This window comes from Tolypothrix sp. VBCCA 56010, assembly GCF_050875635.1.
Taxonomy (GTDB): domain Bacteria; phylum Cyanobacteriota; class Cyanobacteriia; order Cyanobacteriales; family Nostocaceae; genus Hassallia.
In genome coordinates this window covers 23,864-33,240 of the sequence record NZ_JBPAOH010000087.1, presented here as the reverse complement: position 1 = coordinate 33,240, position 9,377 = coordinate 23,864, and the positions used below count along the sequence as shown (strand labels likewise).

The window sequence follows — 9,377 nt, the reverse complement described above, 5'->3', positions numbered from 1 at the left end:
CCCAGGCGCATTTTCCCCTCCTACTTTTCTCTCTGGAGGGGATTTTATTGCTTAACTTACCCCATGCGATCGCTTGAATCTATAACTAGCAACTTGGGTTATTAATGAGTTTGCACCACGTTTTACACCAGGAGGTAAACTAATTTATGTAGGCGATACAGATGAAAAATTCGCGCATTTCAACGAAGCGGCATTATTAGATTTAGGTGTTAGTGTCGATTCTCATGGTAAAATGCCTGATGTAATTATCCATCATCTAAAAAAGAACTGGTTAGTTTTAATTGAAGCTGTAACTTCTCACGGTTCAATTAACCCCAAGCGAAAGAAAGAACTTGAAACTATCTTTGCTAATACAAAAATTCCGCTGGTAATGGTAACGACCTTTCTTAGCCGTAAAGCTATTGTGGAGTATTTGGCAGAAATTGCTTGGGAAACAGATGTCTGGGTTGCTGAAGATGCTACTCATCTGATTCATTTCAATGGAGAATATTTACTACAGACTTATAAAGTAGATAAATCTGACACAGAATAAACACAAATCACCTTTAGCAATATGGCAAATTTTCTACAACCCCCAAGATTACGCATTGGTGAAGAAACCGAAGAAGAACGTCGCGCTACTTGGCTGGAACTTTTTTATGATTTGGTATTTGTAGTTGCAGTTTCTCAACTGGCACACAATCTCCATGATGATGTCACTTTATCTGGATTTTTTGGTTTTGTTGTTCTGTTTGTACCGATTTGGTGGTCATGGATTGGCAGCACAATGTACGCTAACCGTTTTGATAACGATGATGTGGGACATCGGCTGCTGACTGGTTTACAGATGCTGGCGGCAGCGGCATTAGCTATCAATATACACCACGGTTTAAGTGATAGTTCGGCTGGTTTTGCTGTTTGTTACGCTCTCGGTCGTGCTGTACTTGTCGCCGAATATATCCGTGCGGGAATGCATATCCCCACAGCGCGGATTTTGACAAATTCTTATGCTACAGGTTTTGCTGTTGCTGCTTTGTGTTGGCTTGTCTCCGCATTTGTACCGACTCCTTGGCGGTTTGGATTTTGGGCTTTGGGACTAATTATTGATTTTGCCACACCATTGATATGCACCAAGTTACAAATACAATTACCCCCTCACCCCTCGCACTTACCGGAGCGTTTCGGGCTTTTTACGATGATTGTTTTGGGTGAGGCTATTATCGCCGTAGTTGATGGAGTTTCCGAGCAGAAATGGGATGTTTTCAGTGCGATCGCAGCTTTCTTCGGTTTAGGTATTGCTTTTGGTTTGTGGTGGGTTTATTTTGATAATCTAGGTGGTACACCGATTCAAAAAGCGCGGACAGAAGGAAAAATCGCTCCGATGACGATTTGGCTTTACACTCATCTACCGCTAGTGATTGGCATTGCCGCAACTGGAGTTGGTGTAGAGAAAGTATTATTGAGCGAGCAGCAAATAGCTTTACCCGATGCAGTCCGCTGGCTAATTTGTGGCTCGGTAGCTTTGTGCTGGCTAACATTAGGTATTCTCCACCGCTTAGGAGTTATTCGCTATTGCAAAATCCGCGCCAAATATCGAATTGCAGCGGTACCTGTTGTGTTGGCGATCGCTATTTTTGGTTCATCTTTGTTACCTATTGCCGTCATCGGGTTGCTGGCTTTAGTTTGTCTTGTACAAGTTGTTCAAGACTTCTCCCAAAGTCGTCCCACCACTCGCTTAAGCGAACCAGAGATTTAACTTAGGTTAGGACACTTACGTGTCCTACCCTTGTCAGTCTTTACAACTAAATGTAACTTGATATCCGCATCACTATCAGCCATAACCTAATTATCTTTATATTCTTGATTATTTCTTCACGAAAGATTAATATCTTAAATATAAGATTTATGTAATTATATGGGCAGAGAATAAAAATATCATAATTGAAAGAGACGGTAACAATGTAATTTCTGTTAATACGTACAAATGTGATTATTCTACAGTGTTGGATATCTTCCCTTCAAAACTCATTGGCTAGCTTGCGTTCAGTGTCTTTCTTTAATAAGCGAGTTTCCATCACTACCTGTAGAATACTAATTTCTCACTTTTCTAAGTGACTTTTTCTTATAGCATTTCTCGTTTGGATACAACACTTAGTAGCGGCTTGAAATTTTTTCAACCCTACAAAGAAAGAATTTGTATCCAAGAAATTTCTGATTGCTACGATCTTTGGTATTTTTCATAACTGAGCGAACAGCAGTTTTACTGTTGTTATAAAAGTTTATTGAAAATTATATGTAAATAGCATTTGGCTGTTAAAACTATCCAAATGCTGATTTTTGCATTCAACATGAATCGATATTGAAAAACTTAGAAATCTCTTTTATAACCCTGTATTTTCAACTGAGAACAACATAAAAGTGCATTTTTATTAAAGTCGAACATATCACTCAATAGAAAGCATTTAAAGTCACAAGTGCTTTTTATGTCCTTATTATTGCACTAGAAATGCAATTAATAAATTACCATCGCAAAGTTGCTCTACCAAAGTCCGGATAAAATTCATGTCTGCTAATAATTCACAATCTTTCAACAAAAACATCAAAGTCAGCATATCTCTAGTCACATTTAATCATGAAAAATATATCGAACAAGCAATAGAAAGTATATTGATGCAAAAAGTCAATTTTAACTATGAAATAATACTTGGCGAGGATTCTTCTCGCGATAAAACGCGAGATATTGTCATTAAATATCACACAAAATATCCCGATAAAATTCGCTTAATATTGCCAGAACAAAATCTGGGTTGCAGCGGTCAAAAGATTTTTGTACAAACACTTCAAGCTTGCCAAGGTGAGTATATTGCCCTCTTAGATGGTGATGATTACTGGACCGATCCTGAGAAATTGCAAAAACAGGTAGACTTTTTAGATAGCCATCCCGAATGTGCAATATGTTTTCATGATGTTACTACTTTTTTTGAGGATGGAAGTCAAAAACCTCGTAAATATAATGACTTTGAACCAAAGAAAATTTCCACCATCGAAAATATTTTGAAATCTAATTTTATTCCTACCTGTTCCACAATGTACAGAAGAGGTTTATTTAATGAATTTCCCGATTGGTATGATTCAGTAATTTGTGGCGATTGGGTACTTCATATATTAAATTCACAGCAGGGAAAAATTGGATACATTAACACAGATATGGGGGCTTATAGAGTTCACAGTCATGGTGTTTTTAGTGGGATGAGCAAAATAAAACAATTGCACGAAGTAATTAACTGTTATGAATACTTAAACAAATATCTTAAATTTAAATATAACAAAATTATTAAATTTGAAAAAGCTTATAAATATCAAGATTTAGCATTAGCTTATAAAGACAACGGTGATTTAGATAATGCTAAAAAATATGCAATAAAATGCCGGGAACTTTTATTGTCAGAACCTTTTCTGGTAATAATAGCAATTATCAAATTGTTGAAAAGGATATATATCAGCAAAATCGCTGCTTATAAGTTACACCTTCTATGAAACTGCAAGTAATTGATTGGCAAAATCCATTATGGATGCAAACGCTACAAAAACTGCGCCATGATGTTTATCATTTGCCTGAATATCTATATTTAGAAGCAAAAAAAACCAAAACTATTCCGGAAGCTTTTTTGATAGTTGATGGTGAAAAAATATTCTTTGTGCCTTATTTACTACGCCGATGTGATGACATAAGTCAAGAATCAAAAACAAAAGATATTTTCGATGTTCTCTCACCTTACGGTTATTCTGGTATTTTGTTAAGTGAAGCCGCAGTTAATTCCCCAGGATTTGCTAATTTCGCTATTAATCAATTAAAGTATCTGTTAAGAGAAAAAGGCGTAGGTTCAGCTTTTTTTCGACTGCATCCTATACTTAGTAATAACTTTCATACACTTTTCACTCCTGATACTTTCACAGAAATTGGTACAACAGTATCTGTAGATTTAAAACTTTCTGATTCTCAAATATGGGCACACACCCGAAGGGGACATCAAAGTACAATTAATAAGTGTAAGCGACTTGGTTTTACCGCCAGAATGGTAGATAGTGGGCTATATATAAATGAGTTTACGGAAATTTATGACGAAACAATGAATCGTGTCCAAGCGCACAACTCGTATTATTTTAATCACGAATACTTTGCAGACTTGTTAAAATTAGGTAAAAATTTACATTTATGTGTTGTGGAATTGAAAGATGAAATAACTGCCGCTTGTTTATTTTTTGAATCTTGTGGAATAGTTCAAGCGCATTTGGGGGGAACGAAAAGCAAGTTTTTACATCAATCTCCTTTTAATTTATTGCTAGATTATGTTAGATACTGGGCTAAAGAACGTGGAAATGAATTTTTGCATTTAGGAAGTGGTGTAGGAGGAGTTAAAGATAGTCTTTATAATTTTAAAGCTGGCTTTTCTCGACAAAGACACAACTGGCTAAAATTAGGAATTATTACAGATGAAGAGAAATATAACTATTTGGTTGAATTGCGGGCAAAGTCTTTGAGAATTGAAGTTGAGAAACTACTGCAAACTAGTTTTTTTCCTGCTTATCGCCTTCCGTATTAAGGTAAAATTTCTTGAATGCTACAGATTTATAAACACTGGAAATAATCCCCAGTATCAATACCTAAAACATGCAGCCTTGAGCAGAAATTATGCTAGTGCATGAAACACAGAATCGCTAAATTGTATCCGGGTCGATATTTAATTCTCGCAATTTCGCCGCCAAGCGTTCTGCTTCTTCTTCTGGTGTAGGAACTAGCTTGCATGCGCTTGTAAAAAATCGCAATAGTCCTTGATAAATTCCCAAATATAAATTTAGCTGCTGACTCCACAAATGTCCTTGAGCATTTGGTTCTAATGGTTGGTACTCACCATCAACTAAATGAAATCCGGCAAATTCTAAAGTATCTGGATCGAACCAAAAATAATCGGGTGTGCGAAAGGTATCTTGGTAAATTTGTTTCTTTAAATTTTTGTCAGTATCGGCAGTTTTTGGAGAAAGAATTTCCACAATTACATTGGGATATTTACCATCTTCTTGCCAAACTACCCAACTTTTACGAATTTTCCGTTCAGTTCCTCGCACGACAAAAAAATCTGGTCCCCGGAAATATTCAGATTTGCGTTGACGAGGACTGTAGTAAATGGTGAGATTACCAGCCGCGTAGAAGTCATTTCTATCTCGCCACAACCATTTGAGGCATTTGAGTAAAAGTAGGATTTGCTCTAAATGTAGTTCAGTTTCCAAGGGAGGTTCGTCACTATATAGATCACCAGGAGGAAAGATAACATCTTCTTGGATGTCTTGGCGAGTATTTAATTCTTGAGTAAAGGACATGGCAGGGATGAATTGTTTTGCAATCTAGTTTATTTTAACGCTAGTACGATCGCGCAATAATCTTTGCATTCCGCTCTCTCGTATTATCTAGTTACTTTCAGCCATCCAAAAACCTGCTCAACCGTCAAATCTAATGTTAAAAATTTTGGTGTTGGAACGCGATCGCTACCTATTAACTCTATAGGTTCCTCTCCGGCAATGAATGCTAAAATTAACCTATCCTCTGGATCGATTAACCATCCCAACTGAGTTCCATGTTTGAGACAGTGTAAAATATTGCTGATGACTTTGGTCGCTCTCTGTTCCGGGGAGAGAATTTCTACCGTCCAATCTGGATAACTTTCAAAGGTATTGGGTACTTCACCATCCGCTTCAAACGCAATTCGTTCCCAAAGGAATACCGTAGCGTCGGGAACAATTGAACGTCCACCAAATGTACAGCGCAATCCGAGAAAGGCTAGGGCAATTTGTGAGGTTTCTGCAACTTGATTAACAGTATCACAAAACTTGAGTTGCAGACGAGAATGTTTACCTTGAGGCATGGGTTTTTGGTGAATTTGACCAGCGAAAAATTCACTAACAGGTTTGGTTTCTGGTAGTTTGAGGAATTCTTCGAGGGTGAGGGACGGAGTAAGTGCTGTTGTCATTGCCTCAAAATTTTATCGTCTCACAACTACTATAAAATGCTTGCAAAGTTTGTGGCATCGCATCCTAAACAACAGATCATCGCACACCATTGAGATAAAAAAACTGCGAATATCCTATTAACTAAATAAACGCCCCAAAAAACCCTTCTTTTTATTCCTAATAGTCTCTAAGTTTTGACGAAAAAGAGCGTTAGTAGGTTCGAGATGAACAGCTATTTCTAATTCGGCGATCGCTTTATCGAGTTTGCCTTGATTGTACAGCGCTAACCCCAAGCAATTGTGAGCATATGCATTGTTTGGGTCGATTTGCAACGCTTTTTGGTTAGAGGCGATCGCTTCATCGAGTTTGCCTTGATTGTACAGCGCAGTCCCCAGTCCATTGTGAGCATATGCATTGTTTGGGTCGATTTGCAAGGCTTTTTGGTAAGAGGCGATCGCTTCATCGAGTTTGCCTTGATCGGACAGCGCAATCCCCAGGTTATTGTGAGCATCTGCATAGTTTGGGTCGATTTGCAAGGCTTTTTGGTAAGAGGCGATCGCTTGTTCTAGTTTGCCTTGATCGGACAGCGCAATCCCCAGGTTATAGTGAGCATATGCATAGTTTGGGTCGATTTGCAAGGCTTTTTGGTAAGAGGCGATCGCTTGTTCTAGTTTGCCTTGATTTTTCAGCGCAATCCCCAGGTTATTGTGAGCATCTGCATAGTTTGGGTCGATTTGCAAGGCTTTTTGGTAAGAGGCGATCGCTTCATCGAGTTTGCCTTGATTTTCCAGCGCATTCCCCAGGTTATAGTGAGCATATGCATAGTTTGGGTCGATTTGCAAGGCTTTTTGGAAAGAGGCGATCGCTTCATCGAGTTTGCCTTGATTTTCCAGCGCATTCCCCAGGTTATAGTGAGCATCTGCATCGTTTGGGTCGATTTGCAAGGCTTTTTGGTAAGAGGCGATCGCTTCATCTAGTTTGCCTTGATTTTTCAGCGCATTCCCCAGGTTCCAGTGAACAATTGCAAGATTTGGGTCGATTTGCAAGGCTTTTTGATAGGACGCGATCGCTTCTTCTAGTTTGCCTTGATCGGACAGCGCATACCCCAGGTTATTGTGAGCATATGCAAAGTTTGGGTCGATTTGCAAGGCTTGGCGATAGGAGGCGATCGCTTCATCTAGTTTGCCTTGAATGTACAGCGTTAACCCCAGGTTATAGTGAGCAATTTCATAGTTTGGGTCGATTTGCAAGGCTTTTTGATAGGACGCGATCGCTTCTTCTAGTTTGCCTTGATCGGACAGCGCATACCCCAAGCAATTGTGAGCATATGCAGAGTTTGGGTCAAGGCTAAGGGCTGCTTTGTATTTGAGGGCTGCTTCCTCGAACTTTTTATCTCCACACAAACGATCTGCTTCATTTATCAGGCTTGTGACTTGATATTGGCGCTTTTCTCGCTCTTGTGCAGCGACTTGCTCTTCAATCAGGGTTAAATTTTCATCCCTGAGTTTTAGCATCTCTTGATATTGGCGCTCCTCTTGTAGATTAGACTTCTTTGAAGAAGATAAAGGTATGTTGTAGTCAGGTTTACTATCTAATTCGCGGAGAAGTCTATCTAGTTTATTATCAAACTCCTTTGTGTCTTCATCTTGTTTAGGGGGTGAGTAGTTCGAGTTCGCAACTAATCGCTTTGTGTCTTCATCTTGTTTAGGGGGTGAGTAATTCGAGTTCGCAACTAATCGCTTAACTTCCTCCCGAATTTCCTTAATAACCTCCAAGAATGCCTTATCTCGGTCAGTCCAGCTTTTTATAGGTTCGCGACTCCTCGGCAACGGAGATAGTTTATCAATGGGAGGAGCGTCCCAATCCGCATAACGCAGTAATACCGGGATAACACTAGCCTTTCCTGCTGCATTCCGCTCTAATGCTCGTGTAACTTCAACTGTCCAATGATAATCTGAAGCAATGAAATCCGGACTCACCAACAGCAAAATTAGCCCAGCTTGGTTGAGATACTTATCAATTTCACCTTTAAATTCTTGCCCAGGGACGATTTGGCGATCGCTCCAACTTGCAATAGTTTTTTCCCGCTGCAAAGTCTTTAGATGCTTCTCTAACTCTTCGCGTAAGTCCTCATCGTTTTCGTGGTAGGAAATAAAAACTTCAACAGATTTCATAGAAGGCATTGTTTATATATAGTAAAAGACTACACAAGCTTTTGCTCGATTTCCTCAAGCTGCCGAGCTAACCGCTTTAATTCTGTTTCGCTTTCCTGAATCTGTTTCTCTAGCTTAAACTTTATCGCTGTATCTGTTTCAATCGAGTATGCTAGGCGCAACCGACTTAATTTTTCGCTCTCTCGGTCATACTGTTGTTGCACTGAATTGTGTTCTTCCTCTAATCTACGACGTTGGCGATCACCCCCACTCGTTGCAAGAGGGTTGAAAGTCGCAGGTGTAGTACTTCCAGAAGCAGTTGAGGAGGTTTTTGATTTTGCCATATCTTCAACTACTCTGCGAATTCCTTGAACAACATTCAAAAAAGCCTCATCTTGGTCTTGCCAGGTTGTGATGGGTTTGGCATTTTTAGGAAGTGCTTGCAGTTTGGCAAAAGGTGCATCACTCCAGTCCGTCGGCTTTAAAATAATGGGAATTACGCGAGCTTCTCTTGCCTCATGTCGCTCCATTGCTCGCTGCATCTCAATGTCGTAGCAGTAATCTGAAGCCAGAAAGTTAGCGCTCACCAGCAACAAAATGATATCCGCAGCGTTAAGATTGTCATCGATCGCATTTGCCCATTCCGCACCAGCAGTGATTTCGCGATCGTGCCAAGCTTCAATAACTCCCTGACGTTTCATCAAGCTCAGATGAGTTGCCAATTCGTCTCGCAAAACTTCATCTTTGTGGGAGTAGGAAAAAAATACTTTAACTGGATTAGACATATTCTTTAAATCTACTTTCGGAAATTACTGTATATTCATATACAGGCTGATTTTCTAGATGAAAGCTTAACAGAAAATGTTTCTAAGTACAGTATTGTGTAAAATTATAGCGATTTTCAATGCCTAAGCAACGCATCGCTCTGCATTAACATAACATCGCTCTGCATTAACATAACATCGCTCTGCATTAACATAACATCGCTCTGCATTAACATAACATCGCTCTGCATTAACATAACATCGCTCTGCATTGGCATAACATCGCTCTGCATTGGCATAACATCGCTCTGCATTGGCATAACATCGCTCTGCATTGGCATAACATCGCTCTGCATTGGCATAACATCGCTCTGCCTTTCTTTAATTCGCGCTCGTATTAATCAATTCGCTGTAAGTCAAAGTTCTACCAAACTCATAATTATCGTGTTTGCAGCTACAGTTAACGGCATAGAAA

Annotated in this window: 9 protein-coding genes; 4 read left to right on the top strand and 5 right to left on the bottom strand. The window is 39.3% G+C overall.

Going from position 1 to position 9,377, the window contains the following annotated elements; all coding sequences use genetic code 11:
- Positions 1–100: 100 nt before the first annotated feature.
- From AABK37_RS25505 to AABK37_RS25490, 4 genes are all read left to right on the top strand, one after another.
- The gene (locus AABK37_RS25505) at positions 101–532 is read left to right on the top strand and encodes a BsuBI/PstI family type II restriction endonuclease (RefSeq protein ID WP_432554315.1); all 432 of its coding nucleotides are present in this window, start codon (positions 101–103) and stop codon (positions 530–532) included.
- Positions 533–553: 21 nt separating this feature from the next.
- Positions 554–1,735, top strand: a complete 1,182-nt coding sequence (locus AABK37_RS25500) for a low temperature requirement protein A (protein WP_432554313.1) — start codon at positions 554–556, stop codon at positions 1,733–1,735.
- 806 nt (positions 1,736–2,541) lie between these two features.
- Complete coding sequence (locus AABK37_RS25495) at positions 2,542–3,516, top strand: glycosyltransferase (RefSeq protein ID WP_432554312.1); 975 nt, start codon at positions 2,542–2,544, stop codon at positions 3,514–3,516.
- On the top strand, positions 3,513–4,583 hold the full coding sequence (locus AABK37_RS25490) for a GNAT family N-acetyltransferase (protein WP_432554311.1): 1,071 nt from the start codon (positions 3,513–3,515) through the stop codon (positions 4,581–4,583). Before AABK37_RS25495 ends, AABK37_RS25490 begins: the two co-directional genes overlap by 4 nt.
- A gap of 115 nt (positions 4,584–4,698) precedes the next feature.
- Here AABK37_RS25490 and AABK37_RS25485 read toward each other — a convergent pair whose 3' ends face one another.
- The 5 genes from AABK37_RS25485 to AABK37_RS25465 form a co-directional block, all read right to left on the bottom strand.
- A complete protein-coding gene (locus tag AABK37_RS25485) occupies positions 4,699–5,358 on the bottom strand; it encodes a Uma2 family endonuclease (RefSeq protein ID WP_432554310.1) in 660 nt (219 codons plus the stop codon).
- 83 nt (positions 5,359–5,441) lie between these two features.
- Positions 5,442–6,005: a Uma2 family endonuclease gene (locus AABK37_RS25480; protein WP_432554309.1), complete on the bottom strand. Its 564-nt coding sequence runs from the start codon at positions 6,003–6,005 to the stop codon at positions 5,442–5,444.
- 117 nt (positions 6,006–6,122) lie between these two features.
- Positions 6,123–8,159 carry a tetratricopeptide repeat protein gene (locus AABK37_RS25475; protein WP_432554308.1) on the bottom strand — a complete coding sequence of 679 codons (2,037 nt, stop codon included), beginning with the start codon at positions 8,157–8,159 and terminating at the stop codon, positions 6,123–6,125.
- Between the two features lie 29 nt (positions 8,160–8,188).
- A complete protein-coding gene (locus AABK37_RS25470; RefSeq protein WP_432554307.1) occupies positions 8,189–8,923 on the bottom strand; it encodes a TIR domain-containing protein in 735 nt (244 codons plus the stop codon).
- A gap of 116 nt (positions 8,924–9,039) precedes the next feature.
- The gene (locus tag AABK37_RS25465) at positions 9,040–9,258 is read right to left on the bottom strand and encodes a hypothetical protein (RefSeq protein ID WP_432554306.1); all 219 of its coding nucleotides are present in this window, start codon (positions 9,256–9,258) and stop codon (positions 9,040–9,042) included.
- Positions 9,259–9,377: the final 119 nt, after the last annotated feature.

What these genes read in the sequence shown, in the direction of transcription:
- AABK37_RS25490 (WP_432554311.1), top strand. Translation starts at nt 3,513, where the DNA reads ATGAAACTGCAAGTAATTGATTGGCAAAATCCATTATGGATGCAAACG.
- AABK37_RS25475 (WP_432554308.1), bottom strand. Translation starts at nt 8,159, where the DNA reads ATGAAATCTGTTGAAGTTTTTATTTCCTACCACGAAAACGATGAGGAC.
- AABK37_RS25470 (WP_432554307.1), bottom strand. Translation starts at nt 8,923, where the DNA reads ATGTCTAATCCAGTTAAAGTATTTTTTTCCTACTCCCACAAAGATGAA.
- AABK37_RS25495 (WP_432554312.1), top strand. Translation starts at nt 2,542, where the DNA reads ATGTCTGCTAATAATTCACAATCTTTCAACAAAAACATCAAAGTCAGC.
- AABK37_RS25485 (WP_432554310.1), bottom strand. Translation starts at nt 5,358, where the DNA reads ATGTCCTTTACTCAAGAATTAAATACTCGCCAAGACATCCAAGAAGAT.
- AABK37_RS25465 (WP_432554306.1), bottom strand. Translation starts at nt 9,258, where the DNA reads ATGCAGAGCGATGTTATGCCAATGCAGAGCGATGTTATGCCAATGCAG.
- AABK37_RS25500 (WP_432554313.1), top strand. Translation starts at nt 554, where the DNA reads ATGGCAAATTTTCTACAACCCCCAAGATTACGCATTGGTGAAGAAACC.
- AABK37_RS25480 (WP_432554309.1), bottom strand. Translation starts at nt 6,005, where the DNA reads ATGACAACAGCACTTACTCCGTCCCTCACCCTCGAAGAATTCCTCAAA.